Annotated in this window: 26 protein-coding genes and 1 riboswitch; of the genes, 19 read left to right on the top strand and 7 right to left on the bottom strand. The window is 63.0% G+C overall.

What is annotated here, in order from left to right; all coding sequences use genetic code 11:
• Positions 1–48: 48 nt before the first annotated feature.
• On the top strand, positions 49–1,632 hold the full coding sequence (ffh, locus tag JOE60_RS10745) for a signal recognition particle protein (protein ID WP_167262765.1): 1,584 nt from the start codon (positions 49–51) through the stop codon (positions 1,630–1,632).
• 55 nt (positions 1,633–1,687) lie between these two features.
• A complete protein-coding gene (locus JOE60_RS10740; RefSeq protein ID WP_167262763.1) occupies positions 1,688–2,410 on the top strand; it encodes an alpha/beta fold hydrolase in 723 nt (240 codons plus the stop codon).
• Here the strand turns inward: JOE60_RS10740 and thiC are convergent.
• A complete protein-coding gene (gene thiC / locus JOE60_RS10735; RefSeq protein WP_208381109.1) occupies positions 2,398–4,188 on the bottom strand; it encodes a phosphomethylpyrimidine synthase ThiC in 1,791 nt (596 codons plus the stop codon). The two genes, JOE60_RS10740 and thiC, sit on opposite strands and share 13 nt — an antisense overlap.
• Positions 4,183–4,290, bottom strand: a riboswitch (TPP riboswitch). Its footprint overlaps the gene before it by 6 nt.
• A gap of 40 nt (positions 4,291–4,330) precedes the next feature.
• Here thiC and JOE60_RS10730 point away from each other — a divergent pair.
• The 17 genes from JOE60_RS10730 (at position 4,331) to JOE60_RS10650 (ending at position 17,591) form a co-directional block, all read left to right on the top strand.
• Entirely contained in the window at positions 4,331–5,413 is a 1,083-nt protein-coding gene (locus JOE60_RS10730; RefSeq protein WP_167262761.1) for an amidohydrolase family protein, read from the top strand.
• A gap of 75 nt (positions 5,414–5,488) precedes the next feature.
• Positions 5,489–6,361: a VOC family protein gene (locus tag JOE60_RS10725; RefSeq protein WP_167262759.1), complete on the top strand. Its 873-nt coding sequence runs from the start codon at positions 5,489–5,491 to the stop codon at positions 6,359–6,361.
• A gap of 130 nt (positions 6,362–6,491) precedes the next feature.
• A complete protein-coding gene (locus tag JOE60_RS10720; RefSeq protein ID WP_204814913.1) occupies positions 6,492–6,929 on the top strand; it encodes a hypothetical protein in 438 nt (145 codons plus the stop codon).
• A 234-nt stretch (positions 6,930–7,163) separates the two neighbouring features.
• Positions 7,164–7,586: a 30S ribosomal protein S16 gene (gene rpsP, locus JOE60_RS10715; RefSeq protein WP_167262755.1), complete on the top strand. Its 423-nt coding sequence runs from the start codon at positions 7,164–7,166 to the stop codon at positions 7,584–7,586.
• A gap of 1 nt (position 7,587) precedes the next feature.
• Positions 7,588–7,830, top strand: coding sequence for an RNA-binding protein (locus JOE60_RS10710; RefSeq protein WP_167262752.1), 243 nt, complete (start codon positions 7,588–7,590; stop codon positions 7,828–7,830).
• Between the two features lie 125 nt (positions 7,831–7,955).
• The gene (rimM, locus tag JOE60_RS10705; RefSeq protein WP_167262750.1) at positions 7,956–8,510 is read left to right on the top strand and encodes a ribosome maturation factor RimM; all 555 of its coding nucleotides are present in this window, start codon (positions 7,956–7,958) and stop codon (positions 8,508–8,510) included.
• A complete protein-coding gene (trmD, locus tag JOE60_RS10700) occupies positions 8,511–9,311 on the top strand; it encodes a tRNA (guanosine(37)-N1)-methyltransferase TrmD (RefSeq protein ID WP_167262748.1) in 801 nt (266 codons plus the stop codon).
• A 265-nt stretch (positions 9,312–9,576) separates the two neighbouring features.
• The gene (gene rplS, locus JOE60_RS10695) at positions 9,577–9,930 is read left to right on the top strand and encodes a 50S ribosomal protein L19 (RefSeq protein ID WP_167262746.1); all 354 of its coding nucleotides are present in this window, start codon (positions 9,577–9,579) and stop codon (positions 9,928–9,930) included.
• 79 nt (positions 9,931–10,009) lie between these two features.
• Complete coding sequence (lepB, locus tag JOE60_RS10690; protein WP_167262744.1) at positions 10,010–10,687, top strand: signal peptidase I; 678 nt, start codon at positions 10,010–10,012, stop codon at positions 10,685–10,687.
• On the top strand, positions 10,688–11,455 hold the full coding sequence (gene lepB / locus JOE60_RS10685; RefSeq protein ID WP_167262742.1) for a signal peptidase I: 768 nt from the start codon (positions 10,688–10,690) through the stop codon (positions 11,453–11,455).
• Positions 11,455–12,177, top strand: coding sequence for a ribonuclease HII (locus tag JOE60_RS10680; protein ID WP_167262740.1), 723 nt, complete (start codon positions 11,455–11,457; stop codon positions 12,175–12,177). Before lepB (JOE60_RS10685) ends, JOE60_RS10680 begins: the two co-directional genes overlap by 1 nt.
• Positions 12,178–12,269: 92 nt before the next feature.
• Positions 12,270–12,614 carry a DUF2469 domain-containing protein gene (locus JOE60_RS10675; protein ID WP_018776202.1) on the top strand — a complete coding sequence of 115 codons (345 nt, stop codon included), beginning with the start codon at positions 12,270–12,272 and terminating at the stop codon, positions 12,612–12,614.
• Between the two features lie 102 nt (positions 12,615–12,716).
• On the top strand, positions 12,717–13,082 hold the full coding sequence (locus JOE60_RS10670) for a YraN family protein (protein WP_204814912.1): 366 nt from the start codon (positions 12,717–12,719) through the stop codon (positions 13,080–13,082).
• On the top strand, positions 13,083–14,624 hold the full coding sequence (locus JOE60_RS10665; protein WP_167262736.1) for a YifB family Mg chelatase-like AAA ATPase: 1,542 nt from the start codon (positions 13,083–13,085) through the stop codon (positions 14,622–14,624).
• Positions 14,621–15,862 carry a DNA-processing protein DprA gene (dprA, locus tag JOE60_RS10660; protein WP_167262734.1) on the top strand — a complete coding sequence of 414 codons (1,242 nt, stop codon included), beginning with the start codon at positions 14,621–14,623 and terminating at the stop codon, positions 15,860–15,862. Before JOE60_RS10665 ends, dprA begins: the two co-directional genes overlap by 4 nt.
• 54 nt (positions 15,863–15,916) lie before the next feature.
• Positions 15,917–16,843: a tyrosine recombinase gene (locus tag JOE60_RS10655; RefSeq protein WP_167262732.1), complete on the top strand. Its 927-nt coding sequence runs from the start codon at positions 15,917–15,919 to the stop codon at positions 16,841–16,843.
• Between the two features lie 244 nt (positions 16,844–17,087).
• Positions 17,088–17,591 (top strand): DUF3145 domain-containing protein, encoded by a 504-nt coding sequence (locus JOE60_RS10650; RefSeq protein ID WP_167262730.1) that lies wholly within the window; start codon positions 17,088–17,090, stop codon positions 17,589–17,591.
• Positions 17,592–17,693: 102 nt separating this feature from the next.
• Here the strand turns inward: JOE60_RS10650 and JOE60_RS10645 are convergent, their stop codons facing one another.
• The 6 genes from JOE60_RS10645 to aceE form a co-directional block, all read right to left on the bottom strand.
• The gene (locus JOE60_RS10645) at positions 17,694–18,929 is read right to left on the bottom strand and encodes a beta-ketoacyl-[acyl-carrier-protein] synthase family protein (RefSeq protein WP_167262728.1); all 1,236 of its coding nucleotides are present in this window, start codon (positions 18,927–18,929) and stop codon (positions 17,694–17,696) included.
• A gap of 132 nt (positions 18,930–19,061) precedes the next feature.
• Positions 19,062–19,307: an acyl carrier protein gene (locus JOE60_RS10640; RefSeq protein ID WP_167262726.1), complete on the bottom strand. Its 246-nt coding sequence runs from the start codon at positions 19,305–19,307 to the stop codon at positions 19,062–19,064.
• Between the two features lie 104 nt (positions 19,308–19,411).
• Positions 19,412–20,473, bottom strand: a complete 1,062-nt coding sequence (locus JOE60_RS10635; RefSeq protein WP_167262724.1) for a beta-ketoacyl-ACP synthase III — start codon at positions 20,471–20,473, stop codon at positions 19,412–19,414.
• On the bottom strand, positions 20,470–21,399 hold the full coding sequence (locus JOE60_RS10630) for an acyltransferase domain-containing protein (RefSeq protein WP_204814911.1): 930 nt from the start codon (positions 21,397–21,399) through the stop codon (positions 20,470–20,472). Before JOE60_RS10630 ends, JOE60_RS10635 begins: the two co-directional genes overlap by 4 nt.
• 88 nt (positions 21,400–21,487) lie before the next feature.
• A complete protein-coding gene (locus tag JOE60_RS10625) occupies positions 21,488–22,732 on the bottom strand; it encodes a PucR family transcriptional regulator (RefSeq protein WP_167262720.1) in 1,245 nt (414 codons plus the stop codon).
• A gap of 213 nt (positions 22,733–22,945) precedes the next feature.
• Positions 22,946–25,738, bottom strand: coding sequence for a pyruvate dehydrogenase (acetyl-transferring), homodimeric type (gene aceE / locus JOE60_RS10620; RefSeq protein ID WP_204814910.1), 2,793 nt, complete (start codon positions 25,736–25,738; stop codon positions 22,946–22,948).
• Positions 25,739–25,842: the final 104 nt, after the last annotated feature.

Below are 25,842 nucleotides of genomic sequence, written 5' to 3'. Positions count from 1 at the left end.
GAGTCGCTTGGCCGCCATTAGCAGACCATCGAAAGAAGTGCACGGCGCGTGTTCAATTCACTCTCTGACCGGTTGACAGCAACCTTCAAGAACCTTCGTGGCAAGGGCCGCCTCACCGAGGCTGACGTTGATGCCACCGTCCGGGAGATCCGCCGCGCCCTGTTGGACGCAGATGTTGCCGTGTCCGTGGTCCGTGAATTCACGGGCCGCATCCGCGAGCGTGCCCTGGGCGCAGAGGTTTCGGGGGCGCTGAACCCCAGCCAGCAGATCGTCAAGATCGTCAACGAGGAACTCCAGGAGATCCTCGGTGGCGAGACCCGCCGCATCCGTTTGGCCAAGAACGGCCCCACCATCATCATGCTTGCGGGCCTGCAGGGTGCCGGTAAGACCACCTTGGCGGGCAAGTTGTCCAAGTGGCTCAAGTCGCAGGGCCACAGCCCCATGCTGGTGGCCTGTGACCTCCAGCGTCCCAATGCCGTTACCCAACTCCAGGTGGTTGGCCAGCGCGCGGGTGTTCCTGTGTTCGCGCCGCACCCGGGCGCCACGTCCACCGAGCTGGACCACCCCGCCGGCGATCCCGTGGCAGTTGCCAAGGCCGGCGTGGAGGAAGCCCGCCAGAAGCTGCACGACGTCGTCATTGTTGACACCGCCGGCCGCCTTGGCGTCGATGCCGAAATGATGGACCAGGCTCGCCGCATCCGCCAGGCGATCATTCCCAACGAAGTCCTCTTCGTGATCGACTCCATGATCGGCCAGGACGCCGTCAACACGGCCATGGCCTTCGATGAAGGCGTCAACTTCACGGGCATCGTGCTGTCCAAGCTCGACGGCGACGCCCGCGGTGGTGCCGCGTTGTCGGTGGCATCTGTGACCGGCAAGCCCGTGATGTTCGCGTCCACTGGTGAAGGCCTGGACGACTTCGAACTCTTCCACCCGGACCGTATGGCCTCGAGGATCCTGGACATGGGTGACGTCCTCACCCTGATCGAACAGGCCGAGAAAGCCTGGGACAAGGACGAAGCAGCCCGGATGGCAAAGAAATTTGCCGACCAGGAAGACTTCACCCTGGACGACTTCCTCGCCCAGATGCAGCAGATCCGCAACATGGGCTCCATGAAGAAGATGCTCATGATGATGCCGGGGGCGCAGAACATCCGGCAGCAGCTGGAGAACTTTGATGAGAAGGAGATCGACCGCGTTGAGGCGATCGTCCGCTCCATGACTCCCCACGAGCGCGTTGCTCCCAAAATCATCAACGGATCCCGCCGTGCCCGTATCGCCAGGGGCTCAGGTGTCCACGTCTCCGAGGTCAATGGCCTGCTGGAGCGATTCGGACAGGCCCAGAAGATGATGAAGAAACTTGCTCAGGGTGGGGGCATGCCGGGGATGCCGGGGATGCCCGGCCTTGGTGGACCAGGTGGTGGCCGCAAGAACGCGAAGAACGCCCCCAAGAAGAAGGCGCGTTCCGGCAATCCGGCCAAGGCAGCGCAGGAACTGCGTGATGCCCAGGCCAAGAAGTCTGCTGCAGCGTCGGCCGCTCCCACGGGTGCGGCGTTCGGCCAGGGCGCGGCCGACTTTGATCCTTCGCAACTGAACCTGCCCAAGGGCTTCGACAAGTTCCTGGGCAAGTAGGAATTCCACGGCTCCGCCTCCGATGGATGTCGGAGCCGTGGAATAGTCTGATCTGATGCACAAGCAGCGCGTAGTTTTTGTCCACGGCCTTGGCAGTTTTGGAGCTGCGGCCTGGCCAAAGCAGCACGGAATGGCGCTGTCCCATGACGCACTTTTCTTGAGGCGCCATGGCTTCGACGCCACCGCCGATCCCTTGGAATCCAACGTAGCCGCGGACATGGCCATTATTATCAATGCCTTGCGGGAGTCCGGCGGAGGCCACGTAGTAGCCCACGAACAGGGCGCGATCTCCTCAATGCTGACCGCCATTGAACGTCCGGACCTGGTCTGGTCGTTGACCCTGGTGGAACCGGCGTGTTTGTCCCTCACAAGTGAGCTCCCGGCAACCGCTTCGCACAGGTCACTCATGGAGCCCCTGTTTGCGGTACGGAACCAGCTCAACGACTCCGATTACCAGCGCGAGTACTACCGCCGCGCATTCTCTGCCGAAGCCGGTGACCTGGATACGCCGGAGGCGCGCCGTTCCGCACGCCGTCTTCGACTGCAGGCTCCCCCGTGGGAGGCGCCACTGCAGATAGTGCCCGGTGTTCCCACCCTTGTCCTCACCGGTGGCTGGGAGCCGTTGTACGAAGAAATCGCGGGTTACCTCCGGGAAACCGGCGCCGTCCACCGTGTAGCAGCGGGCGGGCACCGGCCCCAGGACTCAGCCGACGGAGACCGTATCATCAGGTCTTTTGTGGCTGATGCCGGACGAGGTATCTCTGCTCAAGCCTCCTGAACCGCCGGCTGTTCCTTCCGAAAGGACAGGGGGGCCGCGGGATCCGGAAGGTACACCTTTCCGAATTCGTCGCGGATGTCCTGGCTGATCCGCATGGAGCAGAACTTGGGGCCGCACATCGAGCAGAAGTGGGCCGTCTTGGCCGGTTCAGCAGGCAGTGTTTCGTCGTGGAACGCCTCGGCGGTGACAGGGTCGAGGGACAGGGCGAACTGGTCGCGCCAACGGAATTCGAACCTAGCCTTGGAAAGGGCGTCGTCTCTCTCGTTGGCCCCGGGGTGGCCCTTGGCGAGATCGGCAGCGTGGGCTGCGATCTTGTAGGTAATGACACCGGTCTTCACGTCATCCTTGTTCGGCAGCCCCAGGTGCTCCTTGGGAGTGACGTAACACAGCATGGCCGTGCCGTACCGTGCGATTTCGGTTGCTCCGATGGCCGAGGTGATGTGGTCGTAGCCGGGCGCCACGTCGGTGACCAGCGGGCCCAGTGTGTAGAAGGGGGCTCCCTTGCACAGCTCCTGCTGGCGTTCAACGTTTTCCCGGACCAGGTGGAACGGGACGTGGCCGGGGCCTTCCACCATCACCTGAACATCGAATTCCCATGCCCTGTGGGTCAGCTCGGCGAGGGTATCCAGTTCGGCGAACTGTGCGGCGTCGTTGGCATCTGCCGTGGCGCCGGGGCGCAGGCCATCGCCCAGGGAGAACGCGACGTCGTACTGGGTGAAAATTTCGCAGAGCTCGTCAAAATGCGTGTACAGGAAGTTCTCCTGGTGGTGTGCAAGGCACCAGCCGGCCATGATCGACCCTCCACGGGACACTATGCCAGTGACCCTGTTGGCGGTGAGCGGCACATAACGCAGGAGCACACCGGCGTGGATGGTCATGTAGTCCACGCCTTGCTCACACTGTTCAATGACGGTGTCGCGGAAGATCTCCCAGGTGAGCTTGTTGGCTTCGCCGTTGACCTTTTCCAGGGCCTGGTAAATGGGTACTGTGCCGATCGGGACAGGGGCGTTGCGGATGATCCATTCACGGGTGGTGTGGATGTCGTCGCCCGTGGAGAGGTCCATCACCGTATCCGCGCCCCACTGGGTGGCCCACTGCAGTTTGTCCACTTCTTCGGCGATGGAGCTTGTCACGGCGGAGTTGCCTATGTTGGCGTTGATCTTCACCAGGAAGGCCTTGCCGATGATCATCGGTTCTGATTCCGGGTGGTTGATGTTGTTGGGAATGATGGCCCTGCCCGCGGCGACTTCGCTGCGGACCAGCTCAACATCGCAGTTCTCCCGCAACGCGACGAACTGCATTTCCTTTGTCACGATTCCCTGCTTGGCGTAGTACATCTGCGTGACTCTTTTCCTCTCGACAGCGCGGCGGGGAATGGGTTGGCCGCCTTTCCATTCCGCTGATGCCGCCCCGCGCCGGACCGCGGACTTGCCGTCGTCGAGCAAGTTGCGTTCGCGCCCGGAGTAGGGCTCGGTGTCGCCACGGCCCTCGATCCATGCTGAGCGGAAGGGCTTCAGTCCCACCACCGGATCACTGCCGGGTCCGGCTGTTCGGTACACCTGCAAGGGCTCGTTGGCCACGCCATTGGGAGAGGGCTCCAGCGCAATCTCTGTGACAGGAACGCGGATGCCGGTCCGGGGGTCCTCCACCCATGCCAAGGAGTGGGATTTCAGCGATTGCGTGACGGTTTCTGCCGTCTTCCGGGCCGCGTTGACCGGGTTTTGGACAGGGCTGATCTGGTTTTGGACAGGGCTGTGCTGTGTTTCCGTGGTGCTCAAGGATTACTCACTTCCTTCGCCGGCATTACCCGGACAGGTTCAACGGTCGCAGACTGCATCAGTCCGATCTCAGCCCCTGCAAGGGCACCCGTGTGGTCGTAGACGAAGCTACCACAGCTGCTGCCGGGACTAGGCTTTTCCCATGCCAAACATCATCGAATTCACCGGTCCAGTGCTCGTTTCGGGGGAGGAGGAGCGTCATGGTTTGTGGTCCGTGGACGGAGTCCTCACGTTTGACCGGCCGGTGGATGCCCCGGACGTGCTGCTGGACGGTTGGGTGCTGCCGGGCTTCGTGGATGCCCACTGCCACATCGGGCTCGGAACCGGTGGGGCGGTGGACCACGGCACCACCCTGGCCCAGGCAGTGGCGGACCGCGACGCCGGAACGCTGCTGATCCGGGACGCCGGTTCACCGTCCGATACCAGGTGGGTTCAGGAGCGCGGGGACTTGCCGCGGCTGATCAGGGCAGGCCGGCACATTGCCCGGAGCAGGCGATACCTCCGCGGGCTGGGGCATGAAATCGAACCTGCCCAGCTGGTGGAGACCGTCCGTAAGGAGGCCCGCGACGGCGATGGCTGGGTGAAACTCGTGGGGGACTGGATCGACCGCGGCCTTGGAGATCTGGCTGCCTCGTTCCCGGCGAAGACCGTCAAGGACGCCATCGCTGCGGCGCATGATGAGGGTGCCCGCGTCACCGCCCATTGCTTCGCCGAGGACACCATCGATGAGATGTTGGATGCCGGGATTGACTGCATCGAGCATGCCACCGGGCTTTTGCCCCGGCATATTCCGCGGCTGGTTGAGCAGTCGGTTCCCATTGTTCCAACGCTGGTCAACATCGCCACTTTTCCCGATATTGCCGGGCAGGCCGCCGGGAAATTCCCGGAGTATGCCGCACACATGCTTCGGCTGTGGGAGGGGCGCCGGGAGCGGGTGTTGGAGGCGTTCGAGTCCGGTGTTGCCATCTACGCGGGGACAGATGCCGGCAGCGTCATCAAGCACGGCAGGATCGCCGATGAAATGCAGGAACTGCACGACGCCGGCCTGCCGCCTGTCGCGGTGTTGGAGGCTGCCGCGTGGGGCGCCCGGGAATGGCTGGGAGCTGGGGGTATCAGCGAAGGTGCCAGCGCCGACGTCGTGGTGTGCGCAGCAGATCCACGCCGGGAGTTGGGAACCGTACAAGAGCTCAGCCACATTGTTTTGCGGGGCCGGGTCATCCGTTAGGAATAAATTGAAGCTTCAAGTAATTTATAAGGGTAGATGATGTCGAACCGGCGGCATCAGAACCAGGAGTTTCACATGAAAGCGACACCAAAACAGGATCTCCTTCCTGCCGAACTGACCATGGGCACCGTGATGCTCAAGGTTGGCGACATGAAGACCATGAACGACTACTACCAGCAGGCCCTCGGCCTGGACGTCGTGGCTGAGCAGGACGGCGGCCTGTATCTTGGCCGCGTCGGCAAGCCCCTGGTTCACTTGGCGCCCGCAGCAGGACTCCAGGTTCCCGGTCGGGGAGAAGCCGGGCTGTTCCACACTGCGATTCTCTTCGAGGACCAGCCTTCGCTGGCCGCAACCGTTGCCACGGCTGCCGAATTCGAACCCCGCGCTTTTGCCGGCAGCGCCGACCACCTGGTCAGCGAGGCTTTCTACTTCACCGATCCTGAAGGCAATGGCATCGAGCTCTACTACGACAAGCCTCGTAGCCAGTGGCAATGGGACGGCGGGACGGTTGTCATGGACAATGTGGCGCTTCCTCCGCAGCGCTACCTTCAGCAGCACCTGAGTGAAGCAGCCGTAACGGGCCAGCGGGAGTCCGCAGCCGGCGTCGGGCACGTTCACCTGCAGGTGGGAGACGTCCAGACCGCCAGTGACTTCTACGTGGGGACCCTTGGATTTGAGCGGACTGCGGGATGGCATGGCCAGGCCCTGTTTGTCTCTGCCGGCGGCTATCACCACCACATGGCGATGAATGTGTGGAACAGCCGGGGCGCCGGCCCCCGCCGCGACACCCTGGGCCTGGGGGAAGTCCTGATCGAGGTGCCGTCCTCCGAGGACGTTGCCCAGTTGGCTGACCGGTTGAAGGTGGCAGGGGTTGCCAGCCACCACACGGGGCTTGAACTCCGATTTGATGACCCGTGGAAGAACAAACTCCGGGTGGCCGTCCGCTAAAGGTTCGGTGCTTCTGCCCTTGGGCCGACACCCCTCACGGCTGCCGCTGCATTAGGCTGGATTTGGACGGCGTCCATCCACTGGTGCCGCGCCGCCGCCCCGTCAGCACGAAGGATTGAGAGTAGTCTCCATGGGCTTTGCCGAAATTTTTGTTGCCACCCACAATGAAGCGCTCAAGCGGGCAGCTGCCCTGGAGAAGGGGGCCGGGGTTTCCGGCCCCGCAGTCCGCATCGAAGGTGTCACCGACTACGAAGTGGAGCAGCTGGGCGATCTTGCCGGCCAGGCCGTCCACGCGTCGGGGGCCGACTACGAGCTGGCGCTGGTTGATGTCACCAGTGATTCCCTCCTTGGCGTTCCCGAGGCCATGGTCCGCGCCCTTGCTGAGTTGCTGACCTACGAAAGTGAAGGCGACGGCAACGTCCTGGATGATGTAGCCGCGGCTTGGGCGCAGCAGGATGACATGCCCTTCGATTCCGCTGCCGCGCGGCAATTGGTGCAGCAGCTGGCCGCCTTGGCAACTGATGTGGAAAAAGCGGACAAGGCTGGGCTGTACGTCTGGTCCGAGTAGGGGGACGGCCGCCCCGCGCGCCGCTTGTGCAGGCCCGTGTGGGGTAAAACACGCCGGGTTACGGCGCGTGAGTCGTAATTGCCACGGGTATCTGGCACAATAGACAGGTACTCGATCGGTACGGCCCCTCTCTCCGTGTCCGCATCTTGTCCTTCGAACCGTCCAGTATGGCCCGCCCCACGGGTGCAGAACGTCGGGTTCAACCCCGTTTCAGAAACAGGAGTGACCACAAAAGTGGCCGTAAAGATTCGCCTTAAGCGCTTCGGTAAGATGCGCGCACCGTACTACCGCATCGTCGTCATGGATGCCCGCGCCAAGCGCGATGGCCGTGCCATTGAAGAAATCGGCAAGTACCACCCCACCGAAGAACCGTCGTACATCGAGGTCGCTTCCGAGCGTGCCCAGTACTGGCTCTCCGTTGGCGCCCAGCCCACTGAGCAGGTTGCTGCGATCCTCAAGATCACCGGTGACTGGCAGAAGTTCAAGGGCCTGCCGGGCCAGGAAGGCACCCTGAAGACCAAAGCTCCGAAGGAAGCCTTCGTAGCCCCGGAGAAGGGTTCCGTCATCATTCCGGAAGCCATCACCAAGAAGGCCAAGCAGTCGGACGCCGATGAGGCTCCCGCTGAAGCTGAAGCAGAGACCACCGAGGCTGAGTAAGTTGCTGGCAGAAGCGCTCGAGCACCTGGTTCGCGGGATCGTTGACAGCCCTGAGGATGTCAAGGTCAGCGCAAAGAACAACCGCCGCGGGGAATCCCTCGAGGTGCGCGTTCACCAAGAGGACCTCGGCCGTGTTATCGGTCGTCAGGGACGCACTGCACGCTCCTTGCGAACAGTAGTTGCGGCCTTGGCGGGCGGCGAGCAGGTCAGGGTCGACGTCGTCGACACCGACCGTCGCCGGTAGCGCTCAGCAATTCTTGTCTTAAGTCCGGCCCCTTCACCGAATATGGTGGAGGGGCCGGACTGCTTTATCCCCATTCATTACCGCGCCCGCCCGGCGGCCGGCAGAACAGAAATTCAGAGGAATCCATGCAGCTTCAGGTGGCCCGGATCGGTAAACCCCACGGCATCAGGGGTGAAGTAACCGTGCAGGTACTGACGGATGCTCCCGCGGAACGCTTTGTAGCAGGTACTGAGTTCGTGGTGGAGCCGGCTTCCTCCGGCCCGCTGACCATTCGCAGCGCGCGGTGGAACAAGGACATACTGTTGTTGGGCTTCGAGGAAGTGGCCGACCGTAATGCAGCGGAAGCCGTCCGTGGCGCCAAGCTCTTCATCGAAACAGAAGAACTCGACGATGAGGATGACGACGAGGGCTGGTACGAGCACGAGCTCGTGGGCCTGGAAGCCCGCGTCGGTACGCAGGTGGTAGGGAAGGTCACTGCCCTCACCACCCTCCCGGTGCAGGACCTCCTGACCGTCACCTCGGCCGACGGCAAGGAGATCCTCATACCGTTCGTGGATGAGATCGTTCCCGAGGTCAACATTGAGGACGGCTACATTCTGGTGACCCCGCCTGAGGGGCTCTTCGAGATCAACAGCGCTTCCTCGGAGGAACCTGAGGGTGACACCGGGGATGATGCCTGAATGCGCATCGATGTTGTCAGTATCTTCCCGGAATATCTGGCGCCCTTGGAACTGTCCCTCATTGGTAAGGCCCGGCAGGATGGCCTGCTGCAGCTGAACGTCCATGACCTCCGCAGTTTCACCACCGACAGGCACCGCACGGTGGACGACACTCCTTATGGCGGAGGGGCGGGTATGGTGATGAAGCCTGAGCCGTGGGCCCAGGCGCTGGAGTCCGTGGCGGGAGCCGCCGGGGACAAGAAGCCCGTACTGATTGTGCCTTCGCCTGCGGGGGAGAGGTTCAACCAGGCCTTGGCCTACGAGCTTGCAGAAGAGGATCAGCTTGTCTTCGCCTGCGGGCGGTATGAAGGCATCGACGAGCGGGTCATCGACTGGGCCAAGGACCATTTCACTGTCCGGCCCGTCAGCCTGGGGGACTATGTCCTCAACGGCGGTGAGGTGGCCGTTCTGGCCATGGTGGAAGCAGTCGGCCGTCTCCTTCCGGGAGTCGTCGGCAACCCTGAGTCCCTCATTGAGGAGTCCCACTCGGACGGCTTGTTGGAGTACCCGGTCTACACCAAGCCGTCGTCCTGGCGGGACCACCAGGTTCCCGATGTCCTCCTCAGTGGCAACCACGGCAAAATCGCCCAATGGCGCCGGCACGAGCAATTCCGCCGCACCGCAGAACGGCGCCCGGACCTAATGGAGGACTTCGACGCCGGTTCCCTGACCCGCGCCGACCGCAACGCCTTGGGGGAACTGGGCTACGACGTCGTGGATGGTCGCTTGCGTGCGCGGCCGGCCGGTGACCTGCAGGGCTGACGCCTTGCGCCGCCGTCGGGCGTTGGCAGTTCGCGCACTTGGCCGTACGCCTCCCCATATGGCAGAATTAACCCTTGTGTCTACTGGGCTGACACCTGCCACAGGGGGAGTTCAGCCAACAGTGAGGCAACCCGGCGATGCCAATCAGTGGCGTCACTGGGCACAAAGAAAACTTCGGCGGTAATTTCCGGTGCGCTTAGGCTGCCCGGGCTTGCCCGCCGTAACCCAAAGTGAATGACCTGTGGCGTTCACCAGGAGTGGATTAATGCATATCCTCGATAGCGTAGATGCAGCATCGCTGCGTAACGATGTTCCTGAGTTCCGCGCGGGTGACACCCTCAAGGTTCACGTCAACATCATCGAAGGCAAGAACTCCCGTGTCCAGGTATTCCAGGGCTTCGTCCTGGGCCGCCAGGGTGACGGCGTTCGCGAAACCTTCACCGTTCGCAAGGTCTCCTTCGGCGTCGGCGTAGAGCGTACCTTCCCGGTACACTCCCCGATCATCGACAAGATCGAGGTCGTCACCAAGGGTGACGTCCGCCGCGCCAAGCTTTACTACATGCGCGCACTGCGCGGTAAGGCTGCGAAGATCAAGGAAAAGCGCGACTTCGTCAAGTAAGTCCCGTAGCTTTCGCAACGGGTCCAGGATTCGTGCCCGGTGTTCCGGAGCAATCCGCAACGCACCAGGGATACGAGTCATGGACACAACAGAACGCCAGCCCCGAAAACAGGGCTGGCGTTTTGTTTTGCTCGCCCTCATCCTGGCCGTCGGCATCAGTGGCCTTGTCCGCTCCCTATGGCTTGACGTGTACTTCATCCCGTCAGAGTCCATGGAGCCACTCCTGGGAACCGGTGACAGGATCCTGGTCTCGCGGACGGCATTTGCCGGCGAGCCCATAGCCCGCGGTGATGTTGTGGTGTTTGATGGCCGCGGTTCCTTTGCGCCATTGAACAGCGGCAAGGGGCCCTTCGTCGATGCCGCAGCGGCGGCGAGCCAGTGGTTTGGGCTCACCGGCAGCGATACAACCTACGTCAAACGGGTTATTGGCGTCGCGGGGGACCACGTCATGTGCTGCGATGCGCAGGGGCTGCTCACAGTGAACGGTCAGGCTCTTGAGGAACCCTATCTGTACCCGGGGGACCAACCCAGCAGGCAGAAGTTCGACGTCGTCGTGCCCGACGGCCGCTTGTGGCTGATGGGCGACCACCGCTCGCGCTCAGCGGATTCCCGAGGGTTGCTGGGCGCTCCCGGCGGAGGCATGGTCCCGGTGGAGCGCGTTATTGGGCGACCGGTCCAGATCATCTGGCCACTTGATAGATTTGCAGGGATACCTCGCTCTGCGCAGGTCGGAACACCTTTGAAGGACGGACAGTAAATGCCGGATAAAGCTCCCGGGAATTCCGAGCGGCACGACGACGACGCCCGGCTCCAGGACGGAACGGCGACGACCGCCGGCAAGCCCCACAAGAACCCGTTGATGGTGTGGGTCAAGGAGATAGCCACAGTGGTGGCCATCGCCCTGGTGCTGTCCTTCCTGCTCAAGACTTTCCTGTTCCGGGCGTTCTACATCCCGTCCGAGTCCATGGAAAGCACCCTGGACGTCAATGACCGCATCTTCATCAATCTTCTGGTGCCGGGACCCTTCGATTTGTCCCGCGGTGACGTGGTGGTGTTCAAGGACACCCAGGCCTGGTTGGAACCCGTACCCGAGAAGCCCGCTGGTCCCTTGGATTGGGTGGGGGACAGCTTGGAATTCGTTGGGCTGATGGCTGACCAAACCGATCAACACCTGGTCAAGCGGGTCATTGGGCTGCCCGGCGATCACGTCAGCTGCTGCGATGCCCAAGGGCGTGTCAGTGTCAACGGCGTTCCGCTGGAAGAAACGTATATCAATCCGGCTGAAACGCCGCGGCCCGATGCCTTCGATGTGGTTGTCCCCGCAGGCAAGGTCTGGGTCATGGGCGACAACCGTAACCATTCGGCCGATTCCCGGCTGCATCAGGACGTCAACGGCGGCTTCATCAATATTGAGGACGTAGAAGGTAAAGCGACGGTCATCGCGTGGCCCATATCCCGCTGGACCATTCTGGACAACCACTCGGACGTCTTCCGTAACGTTCCCCAAGGGACCCCGGCGAAGTAATGGCTGCTACGTCCACGTCCAAAACCCGTGGAAAGACCAAAGCATTGGGCTTTCCCACGTTGGACCATGAGCGTTCATTCCTTGCCCCGGGCGTACGCCTCCTTGCAGGGGTGGATGAAGTGGGACGGGGCGCCTTGGCAGGGCCCGTCAGCGTGGGCATCGCCGTGGTCAACCTTGAGGACCATTCACTGTTGGCTGATGTCCGTGACAGCAAATTGCTCAAGCCGGAGGACCGCGAGCGTCTGGAACCCATGGTCCGGCAGTGGGCAGTGGCCAGCGCGGTAGGGCATGCCACGTCCGGGGAGATAGACCGGATCGGCATCATCGCCGCGCTCAGGCTGGCCGGAACCCGGGCCTGGTTGGACATCCTGGCGGGTGGAACCCGGCCCGACGTCGTCCTGTTGGATGGCAGCCATAATTGGCTCTCCCCGGAGGTCCAGGCGTCCCTTTTCGACACGGCCCCCGTGGTCCCGTCGTGCGACGCGCCGGTCCACACCAAGGTCAAGGCGGACATGACGTGCCTCAGTGTTGCCGCCGCCAGTGTCCTGGCCAAGGTGGCCCGGGACCGGATCATGGTGGATCTGCATGACGGGTCCCCGGCCTACGGGTGGAATGAGAACAAGGGGTACGCCACGTCCTCGCACCGGGATGTCATCCGGATCCAAGGACCCAGCATCCACCACCGGACCAGTTGGAATCTCACGGGTCCCGCCATCCCCTGATTGTCGGGTCCGCTGAGCCGCGCGGTCCCGTCGTGTGGCGCGCAGCCCCCTGCGTGGCGCGCTGCGTCCGGACCATGGTGCAAGATGGAACCATGAGTGCCGAAGACCTTGAGAACTATGAAACCGACATGGAGCTGCAGCTCTACCGCGAATACCGGGATGTCGTTGGTCTGTTCAGCTATGTGGTCGAGACGGAACGGCGTTTTTATCTTGCGAACCATGTTGACCTTCAGGCCCGGAGCGCGGACGGCGAGGTGTACTTCGATCTCACCCTCCAGGACGCGTGGGTGTGGGACGTCTACCGCTCGGCCCGTTTTGTGAAGAACGTCAGGGTGATCACCTTCAAGGACGTCAACGTAGAGGAACTCCCGCGCAGCGAAGACCTGGCTTTGCCGAAAGACGGCGGCCTGGGTGACCTCGGCGATCTGGGCAACTGAGGTCCCACTGTCCCTCCACATGGGCCGTAAACCCCTGTTTATCCACATAGGCCCGTAAGCTCCTGCCGCCTGCCCCGGCCAGCGTGAAAGCTGGTAGCGGAGGTGATGGTCATGAGAGCAAAAGACCTGCTGGGCCACGATGGTGAGGCATTGGCCGCGGAATTCCTGGAAAACCAGGGCATGCGGATCATGGACCGCAATTGGAGATGCGCCGACGGCGAGATCGACATTGTGGCGTTCGAAGGCGACGTCCTGGTTGTTGCGGAGGTAAAAACCCGGAGGTCGCTTGACTACGGGCACCCCTTCGAAGCTGTGGGTGCGGCCAAGCTTGCTCGCTTGGGCCGTCTGGCCAGTGCCTGGTGCTCAGCCCGGGGCATTAGTGCCGTCCGTCGACGGATCGACGTGGTGGGTATCGTTGCCGATGGCCGGAGCGTGCCCCAGGTGGAACACCTGCAAGGTGTGGGCTGAATGGGAGTGGGCCGCTCCTACTGCATGGCATTGGTTGGCCTGAACGGCTTCATCGTGGAGGTGGAGGCGGACATCGGCCAGACTTTGCCAAATTTTGTGATCCTGGGGCTTCCTGATGCCGCATTGAACGAGGCGAAAGAGCGCATCCGTTCAGCTGCCCAAAATTCCGGGTTGCCGTTGAGTCGACGGAAGATCACCGCCAACCTGATACCTGCATCACTTCCCAAACGCGGGTCAGGATTCGACCTCGCCATCGCCATGGCCGTGCTCGGTGCCGCCAAGGACGTTCATCCCACGGGCAGAACAGTCTTCATTTCAGAGCTGGGCCTTGATGGCAGGCTCAGACCGGTAAGGGGCGTATTGCCGGCGGTCATGGCTGCCGTCAAAGCGGGGTTTCCCGACATCGTGGTGGCGGAGGCAAACTACGCCGAGGCGTCCCTGGTTCCCGGCGCGAAGGTGCGTGGCTACAGGACGCTTGCGCGGCTTGCAGTGGACTTCGGCGCGAATTCCCGGGACCTGGTACTTGACCATGACCCCTCCGAGGTCATCAGTGATGACGGCGGCGGACCAGGCGTCACACCCACGCCGGACCTTCGCGATGTTTCCGGACAGGGCGAAGCCCGCAGGGCCCTGGAAGTGGCCGCCGCGGGAGGCCACCACATGCTTCTGATGGGACCGCCGGGGGCGGGAAAGACCATGTTGGCCGAACGTATGCCGGGGCTTCTGCCGGATCTGACGGACACGGCTGCCATGGAAGTGACGGCCATCCATTCGTTGGCCGCGGTCCAAGCCTCTACGTCTGCTTTGGTCCGGCGGCCTCCCTTCGAGAATCCGCACCACAGCGCTACGGCCGCAGCTGTCATCGGCGGGGGCTCAGGATTGCCACGGCCCGGAGCAGCGTCGCGGGCCCACCGTGGTGTCCTGTTCCTCGACGAAGCCCCCGAGTTTGAGCGGCGCGTCCTCGATGCCCTCCGCCAACCATTGGAAAGCGGTGAGCTTGTGATTCACCGGGCCGCGGGAACAGCGGCCTATCCTGCACGTTTCCAATTGATCCTGGCGGCCAATCCGTGTCCGTGCGGCAAAGCGACCGGCAAAGGAACCGACTGTACGTGCACGGCCATGTTGCGCCGGCGCTACCTGGGAAGGATCTCAGGCCCCTTGCTGGATCGTGTGGACATTCAACTCCATGTGGAACGGGTGTCGTTGGCTGATTTCGGCAGCGGCGGTGATGGAGAAGACTCCGGAACCGTTGCTCGAAGGGTCAGGGGTGCCCGGGCGGTGCAGCTGGAGCGGCTGGCCCCGTTGGGGCTTGAGACAAATTCACAGGTCCCCGGGAGGGTGCTGCGTGGTGGGTTCCGTCTGGAACCGGGGACCACCCGGATTCTGGACACTGCTCTGGAACGCGGCAATCTGACAGCACGCGGCTACGACCGCGTCCTTCGCCTGGCGTGGACACTGGCCGATCTGGACCAGATGGACAGGCCGGGGGCTGACCACATCGGACAGGGGCTCGCCCTCCGTCAAGCAGCGTCGGCAGCATGAGAAGCGCACATACGAAAGGACGTCAGGCCGTGGTGGTCAGTGGAGCGCAGGAAAAGGAACGGATAGCGCGGGCTGCTTTGGCCCGGCTCATGGAACCGCAGGATATGGCGGGCCTGGCTCTGGTGAAGGCCGTGGGGCCCTTGGAAGCCCTGGGGATTGCTACCGGGGAGGTGGCAGCGGGCCCACGCCTGGAGCAGGAGCTCACGTCCCTTCTTGTGGACGCAGGCGGCCCGGGGCAGTGGCCAGGGCTCGCCGCCAGCCTGCGCAGGTGGGGACCCAGGGTGCCGGACCTCGCGCCGGAACGGGACCTTGAAACCATGCGCCGCCTTGGTGGCAGGGTGGTGGTTCCCGGCGACGACCTATGGCCGGCCCAGTTGGCAGATCTGGGTTTGCAGGAGCCGCTGTGCTTGTGGTGGCGGGGACACGAAGAGCCGTTTCCCTCCGCTCGGCAGAGCATCGCGTTGGTTGGCTCCAGGGACAGCACCGGCTACGGCGGTTCGGTGACCGGAGATCTGTCGTATGGTCTGGCCCAGAGAAGCTACACGGTTGTTTCGGGTGGTGCCTACGGGATCGATGCCCATGCCCACAGAGGCGCCCTCGGCGGCAGTATTACGGCCATGCCCACCATCGCGGTTATGGCGGGCGGTGTGGACAGGTTCTATCCGTCCGGGAACGAGGACCTCCTGAGGACGGTTGCGGCCAGGGGAGCGGTGATAGCCGAGGTACCACCGGGGTCGGCGCCCACCAGGTACCGGTTCCTGCAGCGGAACCGCATCATTGCGGCCTTGGCATCCGTCACTGTGGTGGTGGAAGCCAGATGGCGGTCGGGGGCGCTCAACACGGCCCACCATGCGGAAACCCTTGGGCGGGTTGTTGCGGCCGTGCCCGGCTCCGTCCATAGCGCGAATTCCGCAGGCTGCCACCGTTTGCTCCGTGAAGGTGGTGCTGTGTGCGTCACGGACGTCGCCGAGATTACCGAGTTGGCGGGTGCCATGGATGTGTCGGGCAGTGAAGGGCCGGCCGCGCCTGCGTCACCGCACGATGGCTTGTCCCTGGAGGACCTGATACTGCTGGACGCTCTACCCCTCCGGGCCACCACGTCCGTAGAGAAATTGTGTGTGGTGGCCGGCATGGGTCCGGACGCTGTGCGGGCCGGGCTCGGAAGGTTGGGCCTGTTGGGCCTGGCTGTTTCGGACCGGGGTGGCTGGAAACGTTCCAGGACTTCGCCGGCATCCTAGGCAGCGGCATGTTGCTGTGATCAGTTGGGCAACGAGGCTGGCAAAGTAGTAAGGGTGGACAAACAGGACCTGCCGGTAGCCCTGCAGAAGACGGTCGGTGACTTCCGGCGTTACCTTGATGGTGAGCGGGCGCGCTCCGATCACACTATCCGCGCGTATGTCGCGGATGTGGAGAGCCTGCTTGGGTTCGCTGCACTGGAGGGCATCAGTGATCTGAAAGACCTGGATCTTGGGTGCCTCCGGCGCTGGCTGGGTGCCCAAAGCGAATCGGGCATGGCCCGGTCAACACTGGCCAGACGTGCAGCAACCGCCAGGTCTTTCCTCGCTTGGGCACTTCGGGAGGAACTGATTGACGTTGATCCCGCGGTCCGGCTTCGTGCACCCAAACGGGAAAAGTCACTTCCCGGTGTCCTTCACCAGCAGCAAGTGGGCCGTATCGTGGATGATCTCGCCGTGGCGGCTGCTGACGGCGCGCCCATGGCCGTGCGCAACAAGGCCATCGTGGAACTTCTGTACGCAACGGGTGTCCGGGTGGGGGAGCTGGCTGGTTTGGACGTGGACGACCTCGATCAGGACCGTCGTACCCTGCGGGTCCTGGGCAAAGGCAACAAGGAACGAACCGTTCCCTATGGTGTTCCGGCAGCAGTGGCCGTGGACGACTGGATCCGGCGGGGCCGTCCGGTGGTGGCAACGGGCCACAGCGGCCCGGCGTTGTTTCTGGGTGCCCGCGGAAACCGCATAGACCCCAGGCAGATCAGGGAAGTGGTTAATAATTTACTGCGGTCCCTAGGCGACACCTCAGCTACTGGGCCGCACGCCCTTCGGCACAGTGCGGCCACCCATTTGCTGGATGGGGGAGCCGACCTGCGCGCTGTCCAGGAAATTCTTGGGCACAGCAGCTTGGCCACCACCCAGATCTACACCCACGTGTCCGTGGACAGGTTGCGGCAGAGCTACCAGCAGGCCCATCCCAGGGCCTGAACTGGTCCCGGCTGCGCATGTTGCCGTCACTGCACTGGCGGAAACCGGTGTGGTACGGCAAAATGAGAGCACCATGGGAGACCTTCACTACGTCCTTGAAGGATATTTCTATGCCAAGATCGTCAGTAGCATTATAAATAACTGAAAACAGAGGGCCCGCAGAGCGCAGGGCATCCGGCAGCACAAGGCAGCCATTCCGGCAGAGGTCGTTGGGGAAGACGTACCTACAGCTATGGAGGATGGAATGTCTGTTGCAACAACCCGCGGTGTCTTGTTCGTGCACTCAGCCCCTACAGCACTGTGCCCGCACGTTGAGTGGGCCATTGGATCGGTTGTCGACAAGAGAACCGATCTTGAGTGGACCCCTCAGCCGGCTGCGCCCGGAATGTTCAGGGCCGAGCTGTCCTGGACCGGCGCGCCCGGCACAGGTGCCCTGCTGGCATCCGCGCTGCGAGGATGGGCACATCTGCGCTATGAGGTCACGGAGGAACCAAGCCAGGGCGTCGACGGGGCCCGTTGGTCCCATACGCCCGAGCTCGGAATTTTCCATGCGGTGACCGACGTCCACGGCAATATCATGGTCACCGAGGACCGCATCCGCTATGCCTACGAATCAGGGGCGGGTGACGCCTCCGCTGTTTACCACGAACTGTCGCTGGCGCTCGGTGAGGCCTGGGATGAAGAACTGGAGCCGTTCCGCCACGCAGCCGAGGGTGCTCCGGTCCGCTGGCTGCATCAGGTCGGATAGGAACCCGAAAAACCCACAATCCCCATAGCAACAGGAGAGGGCCCCACCATCAGGTGGGGCCCTCTCCTGTTTGCTTCACCGGAATGCGGCGGCGGGTAATTGTCAGACGTTACGCACAGCGATAACGGCGTTGTGGCCGCCAAACCCGAAGGAGTTGCTGAGGGCCACGATGTCCCCTGAGGGAAGGTCGCGGGCAGTCGTCACAACGTCGAGGGGGATCTCGGGATCCTGGTTCTCGAGGTTGATGGTCACGGGCGCCTTGCGCTCATGGACGGCCAGGACGGTCAGGACGGCTTCCACGGCGCCCGAAGCACCCAGGAGGTGGCCCATCTGGGACTTCGTAGCGGAGACCGCCACGTTGTCCACGTGGGTGCCCAGGGCGGCCCTCAGGGCCGTGTACTCGGGCTTGTCGCCCACGGGAGTGGAGGTGGCGTGCGCGTTGACGTGCACCACGTCTTCCGCCTGGATACGGCCGTCGAACATAGCGGCCTTGAGTGCGCGGGTGGCACCCAGTCCTTGGGGATCCGGGGCCGTGATGTGGTAAGCATCCGCGGTCACGGACGTTCCGGCAAGCTCGGCGTAGATGCGGGCACCGCGGGCGAGGGCGTGCTCTTCGGCTTCCAGAACCAAAGCGCCGGCACCTTCACCCATGACGAAGCCGTCGCGGTCGGTGTCGTAGGGTCGCGATGCGCGCTCGGGAGCATCGTTTCGGCGGGACAGCGCCTGCATGGAGGAGAAGGCGGCCATCGGCATCGGGTGGATGGCAGCTTCGGCGCCGCCGCACATGACCACGTCGGCTTTGCCGGAGCGGATCAGGTCCAGCCCAAGGTGCAGTGCCTCGGTTCCGGAAGCGCAGGCAGAGACAGGGGTGTGCGCGCCGGCGCGGGCGCCGAGGTCCAGGCTCACGGCCGCGGCGACGCCGTTGGGCATCAGCATGGGAACGGTCATCGGCAGCACACGGCGGGGGCCCTTGTCGCGAAGAGTGTCCCAGGCGTCCAGAAGCGTCCACACGCCGCCGATGCCTGTGGCGAATGCGACTGCCAGACGGTCGTGGTCGATTTCTTCGATGCCGGAATCGGCCCAGGCTTCCCGGGCGGCGATGACGCCGAACTGGGTTGACGGGTCCATCCGCTTGGCTTCAACGCGGCTCAGGACATCCAGGGCCGGCGTCGTGCACCGGGCTGCAAAGTGGACGGGGAGGTCATACTTGGCCACCCAGTCATCACCGAGCGTGTGGGCACCGGAGACCCCTTTCAGCGCGTTCTGCCACATTGTGGGTACGTCGCCGCCGATGGGAGTGGTGGCCCCCAGACCGGTTATGACTACTTTGCGTGCCATGCGATCACTCTCTGTAGGGTCAGCCGTCCCGGCTGTGAAGACCACAGGGGAGGCAAAAAATCTTTGGGCTGGTGCGGCTGTGCCGGGCACGGGGAACTGGCTGGTCCCGGCCCGGCGCAGCTGGAAACAGGACTAGGCCTGTGCGTTGGCGATGAAGTTGACGGCGTCGCCGACGGTCTTGAGGTTCTTGACCTCTTCGTCGGGAATGCGTACGCCGAACTTCTCTTCAGCGTTGACGACGATCGTCATCATGGAGATGGAGTCGATGTCGAGGTCTTCGGTGAAGGACTTGTCGAGCTCGACTGCTTCGGGGGCGAGGCCGGTTTCTTCGTTGACGATTTCAGCCAGGCCGGCCAGGATTTCTTCGTTGCTAGCCATGATTGGCTCCTTTTCTTGTTGTACCGGCTACTGCCGGAAAGGGGGCAAACCGTGGTTACGGTTTGGGTTTGTAAGCCGTATTAAGTTGGGGGCGTTGTCCGGGCCTATGGCAGGACAACCACTTGGGCGCCGAAGACCAGTCCTGCGCCGAAACCGATCTGCAGGGCAAGGCCACCGCTCAACTCAGGATTCTCCTTGAGCAGGCGGTGGGTTGCCAACGGGATGGACGCGGCGGACGTGTTTCCGGCCTGGGCAATGTCCCTGCCGATCACTACGGACTCGGGAAGCTTCAGTTTCTTGACCATTTCATCGATGATGCGCATGTTCGCCTGGTGCGGGACGAAAGCAGCAAGGTCGGTGGCCTCGATGCCGGCTGCGTCCAGCGCTTGCTGGGCAACCTTTGCCATTTCCCACACCGCCCAGCGGAACACCGTCTGGCCGTCCTGACGGAGGGTGGGCCAGACGTCCTGGGTGGCGGAAAGGATCGCAGGGTCATCGATTTCATCGGAGTGCCGGGCCGATTCGCCGAGCTTCTTGACGTCTTCCAGGGAGTGGGTCATGCCGATGGCATCCCACTTGCTTCCGTCCGAGCCCCACACGGAAGGTCCAATGCCGGGCGTGTCGGACGGGCCGACCACAACGGCGCCAGCACCGTCTCCGAGCAGGAACGAGATGGTCCGCTCGTGATTGTCGATCACGTCGGAGAGCTTCTCGGCGCCGACCACCAAAACGTACTCCGCCGCTCCTGACCGGACCAGGGCGTCAGCTTGCGCGACGCCGTAGCAGTACCCGGCACAGGCTGCCGAGATGTCGAAGGCGGGTGCCGGCGTCGCTCCCAAACGGTCGGTGAGGGCCGCAGCAGCCGACGGAGTGGCGTAAGGATGAGTCACGGTGGACACGATCACGGCACCCAGCTGGGATGCCTCGATACCGGCCTGCTGCAGGGCTTCGCGGGCTGCGCCCTCAGCCATGTCAATGACGCTGACATCGGCAGCGGCGCGATGGCGTGTGATGATGCCTGTGCGCTGGCGGATCCACTCGTCGGAGGAGTCGATCCATTGGCAGACGTCCTCGTTGGTGACGATGACGTCGGGGCGGTAGGCGCCGATGCCAAGAATCCTTGCGTTCTCGTTGACCGCAGCCTTTTTGAGTACCGGAGTGCTCATGCCTGTCCTTCCAATTCAGCAAACAGCGCCAGAGCCGCGGACAAGTCATCCGGGGTCTTCACAGCAACGGTCTTGACGCCCGGCATGCCGCGCTTGGCAAGACCGGCCAACGTTCCGGCAGGAGCCAGTTCGATGACACCCGTGACACCGCGGTTGACCATGGTTTCCATGCACAGGTCCCAGCGGACCGGACGTGACACCTGGGCAATGAGGCTGTCGACGGCGGCAGTTCCCGCCGTGACCTCCTTGCCGTCGTGGTTGGACAACAACGGAACGGAAGGATTATGCGGCGACAAGGAAGGCTTCAGGGCCTCCAGCGCGCTGACTGCGGGCGCCATGTGCAACGTGTGGAAGGCACCGGCTACCTTCAGGGGGATAACCCGGGCTTTTGCCGGCGGGTTATCCGCCAGTGCCTTGAGTTGCTCAAAGGTTCCTGCGGCGACGGTCTGTCCGGCACCGTTGACGTTGGCGGGAGTTGCGCCGGCGGCTTCAATCGCCGAGAGAACCTCTGCAGGGTCTCCACCCACAACAGCGCTCATGCCGGTGGGTGTGACGGCGGCTGCGGCCGCCATGCTGTTGGCGCGTTCGCGGACGAAGGACATGGCGTCCGCTTCGCTCAGGACTCCGGCCAGGGCAGAGGCGGTGATCTCGCCGACAGAGTGCCCGGCAAGGAGAACCGGGAGGGTGCTGAGCTCAACATCGAACAAGGACTTGGCGGCCACCAAGCCGGCTGCCACGATCAAAGGCTGGGCAACAGCAGTGTCCTTGATGGTTTCTTCATCAGAGGTGGTGCCATGGGCCTTGAGGTCCAGGCCCGCGATCTCGCTCAGGGAGGCCAGATGACCTTCTACGGAGGGGAGTTCCAGCCAGGGAGCCAAAAAACCGGGGGTCTGGGAGCCCTGTCCAGGGCAGACGATTGCAAGCACGTATCCAGCTTTCCAAATTGCCGCGTGATCCACTGGTGTTTCGGTACACCAAGCTCACTGGGTCGGTTTGTAGGAAGTCTACAACGGTTCAGTTCTGCGAACGGGACGAATGACGCTCTGGAGCGGCTTTCGGCTGGGCTGAAAGGCGGCCCACCACCAACGCGGTTTGCAGCACGAATGCCTCCCGCGGCAGCAGTGGATCCCATCCTGTGACGTCACAGACGCGCTTTAGACGGTAGCGCACTGTATTGGCATGGACGAACAGTTCACGTGCCGTGGCTTCCAGGGAGTGGCCCAGCTCGAGGTATGTCCCCAGGGTCTCCACCAAGCCGTTGGAGGCAGCCAGCAAGGGCCTGTAGATGTTTTTGATCAGGGATCTGCGGGCGGCGTCGTCACCGGAGACCACGCGCTCCGGCAGAAGGTCGTCGGCAGCTACAGGGCGGGGGGCGGACGGCCATGCGCGGGCCGCGGTGAGTCCCGCAAACGCTGCCTGCGCGGAACTGCTGGCCTCCACCAGGGAACCCGCCTCCGGCCCGTAAACAACCGCTCCCGGGGCAAAAAGTTCACTGAGCTTGACGTATGCGGTGTCCCGGTCCTGGAGTCCTCCCAGGATCAGAATGAGCCGATCGCCTTGGATGCCTACCAAAGCGTCTTCTGCAAAGCGGCCGGCTGTCCTGCGAAGTTCGCTGACATAGCTGGCGCTGGGTTCGGACGGCGAATTGCCCACCATGACGGTGAACCGCTCCTGTGCTTTCCATCCCAGTGCGGCGATCCGGGACCTCAGAGCATCGGTATTTTCTCCGCGGAGTATTGCGTCCACTATGAGGGCTTCCAGCCGGGTGTCCCACGAACCGCGTGATTCTGCAGCGCGTGCGTACACGTCAGCTGCGGCAAAAGCCACTTCGCGGGAATACCTGAGGACGGCTTCCCTGAGCGAGGGCTGATCCGCTTCCGGCGCGATGACGGGAACCTGGTCCTCCACCACTTCAACAACGATCCGGATGAGTTGGAGGGCCTTTTGCAGGCTGATGGACCGCGTGAGTTCTGTGGGTGCGTTGCCGAAGACGTCGGTGAGGATCCATGACGGCGAGCTGGGGCGCTCGTACCAGGTCACAAAAGCTGCGATGCCGTTTTGGGCCACCAGCCCCAGTGCCGAGCGTTCATCGGAACTCAAGCGGCTGTACCAGGGGAGTGACTTCTCCAGTTTCCGCATGGTGCTGGTGGACAGTTGGCCAACGTTGGCGCGCAACTGCCGCAGGGTTTCGGCCTTTTCCGGCGACAGTGCCGCTGATGCTGCCTTGCGCTTGGAAGTTGATGTGGTGGGCTCGGCCATGGAATGAGCATACGGCCCATTCCGGGCAAGCTCCATTTGTGAGAAGGCTACAACTTGCGTTGTTGCATGTCACCTCCGTCCTGGCCCCGCTCCCGCGGGCCCAACAGGAGCGTCCGGAGATTAAAAGTACGACGGCGGCCCCCACCTTACGGTGGAAGCCGCCGTCGCGGTACTTCTGGCACTACGGGAATTCAGGCCCAGGGCCTCAATTCATCAGGCGTCTCCGCCGGCGCCGCCGGTGGTGCCGGCGTTCACGTCCAAAAGCTGGTACTTCTCGATTGCCTTTTCCAGCGACCCGGCTGCAACTTCTCCCTTGGCTTCAAGGAGTTGCAGGGTTTTGGTGACGATGGAGTGGGTGTCGTTTTTGAAGTAGCGGCGTGCGGCTTGGCGGGTGTCGGAGAAGCCGAAGCCGTCTGCTCCGAGGGAGGCGAAGTCGTTGGGGATGAATTGGCGGATTTGGTCGGGGACGGCTTTCATGTAGTCGGACACGGCGATGACGGGTCCGGTGGTGTTGGCGAGTTGTTGTGTGATGAAGGGTGTTTGGGTGGGTTGGCCGGGGTTGAGGAAGGTGTGTTCTTCGGCGGCGAGTCCGTCGCGTCGGAGTTCGTTCCAGGAGGTCACTGACCAGACGTCCGCGGCGACTCCCCAGTCTTCGTTGAGGATGCGGGCGGCTTCGAGGGCCCAGGGGACGGAGACGCCGGAGGCGAGGATGTTCGCGGTGGGCCGGTTCCCGTTGTTCCCGTTGCTCTCGCCGGTGGGGGCTTCTGCGAGGCGGTAGATGCCTTTGAGGAGTCCGTTGATGTCGAGGTTTTCGGGTTCAGCGGGTTGGGTGATGGGTTCGTTGTAGACGGTGAGGTAGTACATGACGTTTTTATCGTCTGAGGCGTCGCCGTACATTTGTTCGAGGCCGTGGCGGATGATGTGGCCGATTTCGTAGCCGTAGGCGGGGTCGTAGGTTTTCACGGCGGGGTTGGTGGAGGCGAGCAGGGGTGAGTGTCCGTCGGCGTGTTGGAGTCCTTCGCCGGTGAGGGTGGTTCGTCCTGCGGTGGCGCCGATGATGAAGCCGCGGGTCATTTGGTCTGCTGCTGCCCAGAACGAATCGCCGGTGCGTTGGAAGCCGAACATGGAGTAGAACACGTAGATCGGGACCAGGGGTTCGCCGTGGGTGGCGTAGGAGGTTCCGGCGGCGGTGAACGCTGCGACGGCTCCGGCTTCGTTGATGCCGGGGTGGATCAGTTGTCCGGCGGGTGATTCTTTGTAGGCCAGGACGAGGTCGCGGTCCACGGAGAGGTAGTTCTGGCCTTTGGGGTTGTAGATTTTCGCGGTCGGGAAGAACGCGTCCATCCCGAAGGTCCGGGATTCGTCCGGGACGACGGGCACGAAGCGTGCGCCGAAGTTTTTATCCCGCATGAGGTCCTTGAGCAGCCTCACGAAGGCCATGGTGGTCGCGGCTTGTTGTTTACCGGATCCGCGTTTGGCTACGTCGTAGGATTTCGCTTCGGGGAGGGTGACCTCGGTGTGGGTGCGGCGGCGTTCGGGGACGAACCCGCCGAGCTCTGCCCGGCGTTCCATGAGGTATTTGATTTCGGGGGCGTCCATGCCGGGGTGGTAGTACGGGGGCCGGTAGAGGTCAGCGTCGAGTTGGTCATCGCTGATGGGGATCCGGAGGTGGTCACGGAAGGCTTTGAGGTCTTCCATGGTGAGCTTCTTCATTTGGTGGGTCGCGTTGCGGCCCTCGAAGTGGGGTCCGAGTCCGTAGCCCTTGACGGTTTTGGCCAGGATCACGGTGGGTTTGCCCTTGAACTCCGTGGCGGCTTTGTAGGCGGCGTAGACCTTGCGGTAATCGTGGCCGCCTCGTTTCAGGCCCCAGATCTGTTCGTCGTCCAGGTCCGCGACCATGTCTTTGGTGGCCGGGTTCTTCCCGAAGAAGTGTTCCCGTACGAACCCGCCGGACTCGGCTTTGTAGGTTTGGTAGTCACCATCGGGGGTTTCGTTCATGATTTTCACCAACGCCCCGTCGGTGTCTTTCTCCAGCAGGGAATCCCATTCCCGGCCCCAGACGACCTTGATCACGTTCCAGCCCGCGCCGCGGAAGAACGCCTCGAGCTCCTGCATGATCTTGCCGTTACCGCGCACCGGCCCGTCCAGGCGCTGGAGGTTGCAGTTGATCACGAAGTTCAGGTTGTCCAGGTTCTCGTTCGCTGCCAGTTGCAGCAGGCCACGGGACTCGGGCTCGTCCATTTCCCCGTCCCCCAGGAACGCCCAGACCTGCTGGTCCGCGGTGTCTTTGATCCCACGGTTCTGCAGGTACCGGTTGGACTGGGCCTGGTAGATCGCGTTCATCGGGCCGATACCCATCGACACGGTCGGGAACTCCCAGAAATCAGGCATCAGGCGCGGGTGCGGGTACGAGGACAGGGCATGGCCCTCCTTGGACTTCTCCTGCCGGAACCCGTCCAAATCCTCTTCCGTCAAGCGCCCTTCCATGAACGCCCGCGCGTACATCCCCGGCGACGCGTGGCCCTGGAAAAACACCTGGTCCCCGCCCGAAGGGTGGTCCTTGCCGCGGAAGAAGTGATTGAACCCCACCTCATACAACGTCGCAGCACCGGCATACGTGGAAATATGCCCACCCACACCAATATCAGCCCGCTGCGCACGATGAACCATCACCGCAGCGTTCCACCGCATATACGCCCGGTACCGGCGCTCGAACTCCTCGTTCCCCGGGAACGGCGCTTCCTGATCCACCGGGATCGTGTTCACATAATCAGTCGTCGTCACCATCGGCACGCCCACACTCCGGGCACCAGCACGCTGCAACAAACTCCGCATAATAAACTGCGCACGCTCAGTACCCTGCTCCGCGATCAACGCATCAAGGGACTCAATCCACTCCGCAGTCTCTTCCGGATCACGATCAGGCAGCTGGGCAGTCAACCCGCTGAGGATGTGTGAGGTCTCTTCTCCTACAGCCACGTCCAACCTTCCTTTAGGCGCATGCATCGGCGCCTCAGGTCCGGCAGGGTATCTGCCCGTCGTGAACGCGTCGTGTGCGACATGTCGTTTCAACAGCCCGGTCCGATGCGCCGGGCAGGTCTGTGAGCGTA

The organism is Paenarthrobacter ilicis (assembly GCF_016907545.1).
GTDB classification, from domain to species: Bacteria; Actinomycetota; Actinomycetes; order Actinomycetales; family Micrococcaceae; genus Arthrobacter; species Arthrobacter ilicis.
The sequence above is the reverse complement of the archived record's forward strand: the minus strand, read 5'-3'. Positions and strand labels throughout refer to the sequence as shown.

Coding starts and splice junctions, on each gene's coding strand:
- rimM (WP_167262750.1), top strand. CDS start 7,956: ATGCAGCTTCAGGTGGCCCGGATCGGTAAACCCCACGGCATCAGGGGT.
- aceE (WP_204814910.1), bottom strand. CDS start 25,738: ATGCATGCGCCTAAAGGAAGGTTGGACGTGGCTGTAGGAGAAGAGACC.
- rplS (WP_167262746.1), top strand. CDS start 9,577: ATGCATATCCTCGATAGCGTAGATGCAGCATCGCTGCGTAACGATGTT.
- lepB (WP_167262744.1), top strand. CDS start 10,010: ATGGACACAACAGAACGCCAGCCCCGAAAACAGGGCTGGCGTTTTGTT.
- lepB (WP_167262742.1), top strand. CDS start 10,688: ATGCCGGATAAAGCTCCCGGGAATTCCGAGCGGCACGACGACGACGCC.
- JOE60_RS10720 (WP_204814913.1), top strand. CDS start 6,492: ATGGGCTTTGCCGAAATTTTTGTTGCCACCCACAATGAAGCGCTCAAG.
- JOE60_RS10725 (WP_167262759.1), top strand. CDS start 5,489: ATGAAAGCGACACCAAAACAGGATCTCCTTCCTGCCGAACTGACCATG.
- dprA (WP_167262734.1), top strand. CDS start 14,621: ATGAGAAGCGCACATACGAAAGGACGTCAGGCCGTGGTGGTCAGTGGA.
- JOE60_RS10740 (WP_167262763.1), top strand. CDS start 1,688: ATGCACAAGCAGCGCGTAGTTTTTGTCCACGGCCTTGGCAGTTTTGGA.
- JOE60_RS10645 (WP_167262728.1), bottom strand. CDS start 18,929: ATGGCACGCAAAGTAGTCATAACCGGTCTGGGGGCCACCACTCCCATC.
- JOE60_RS10640 (WP_167262726.1), bottom strand. CDS start 19,307: ATGGCTAGCAACGAAGAAATCCTGGCCGGCCTGGCTGAAATCGTCAAC.
- JOE60_RS10665 (WP_167262736.1), top strand. CDS start 13,083: ATGGGAGTGGGCCGCTCCTACTGCATGGCATTGGTTGGCCTGAACGGC.
- JOE60_RS10625 (WP_167262720.1), bottom strand. CDS start 22,732: ATGGCCGAGCCCACCACATCAACTTCCAAGCGCAAGGCAGCATCAGCG.
- JOE60_RS10730 (WP_167262761.1), top strand. CDS start 4,331: ATGCCAAACATCATCGAATTCACCGGTCCAGTGCTCGTTTCGGGGGAG.
- JOE60_RS10675 (WP_018776202.1), top strand. CDS start 12,270: ATGAGTGCCGAAGACCTTGAGAACTATGAAACCGACATGGAGCTGCAG.
- JOE60_RS10635 (WP_167262724.1), bottom strand. CDS start 20,473: ATGAGCACTCCGGTACTCAAAAAGGCTGCGGTCAACGAGAACGCAAGG.
- trmD (WP_167262748.1), top strand. CDS start 8,511: ATGCGCATCGATGTTGTCAGTATCTTCCCGGAATATCTGGCGCCCTTG.
- JOE60_RS10650 (WP_167262730.1), top strand. CDS start 17,088: ATGTCTGTTGCAACAACCCGCGGTGTCTTGTTCGTGCACTCAGCCCCT.
- JOE60_RS10680 (WP_167262740.1), top strand. CDS start 11,455: ATGGCTGCTACGTCCACGTCCAAAACCCGTGGAAAGACCAAAGCATTG.